General features: G+C 44.0%; 1 pseudogene. It reads right to left on the bottom strand.

The window, feature by feature from the left end:
• A pseudogene (locus tag SanaruYs_RS20180) lies at nucleotides 1-507 on the bottom strand (hypothetical protein); the annotation flags it as partial.

Genomic DNA, 507 nt, shown 5'->3' on the forward strand with positions numbered 1-507 from the left:
TACCGCGTTCATCTTTCTTGCGCTGGTATTGGTGCATGAGTGTGACCGCTTTTACAAAAGCCTGATAGAGTCCGTTTAGTCTCCTGATCTTGTGCGCTTCATCGGGCAGGTGAACTTTGTCTGCATACGGATTGATCACATCATATGACTTTAGCAAACTCACCAGGCACTGGATAAACTCCGTGCACTGTCTTTCTTTCTGCTCATCGATCTGTCCGGAGGCTTTCATGTTCTGGTAATGAATAACCTTTTTACTCTGTGCTGCACTTTCATCTACCGCTATAATAAAACACCTGCTCATGTTGTCTTCGTAGATTTCTCCTTTCGTAGTACAACTCATGCTCGCAATCGGACCGTAAACGGTTTTCTCACTCGCACTGATGTTTCCATTTTCGTCTTTGATACTGGTACTGCTAATGATCATACCTTTGCTCTGCAATTCTCTAAACGCGAACTGTGCTTCTTCTTTCATGCCGTCCAGGTCTTCAATGCAGATCAGTTTGTTTT

This window comes from Chryseotalea sanaruensis, assembly GCF_003990915.1.
GTDB lineage: Bacteria > Bacteroidota > Bacteroidia > Cytophagales > Cyclobacteriaceae > Chryseotalea > Chryseotalea sanaruensis.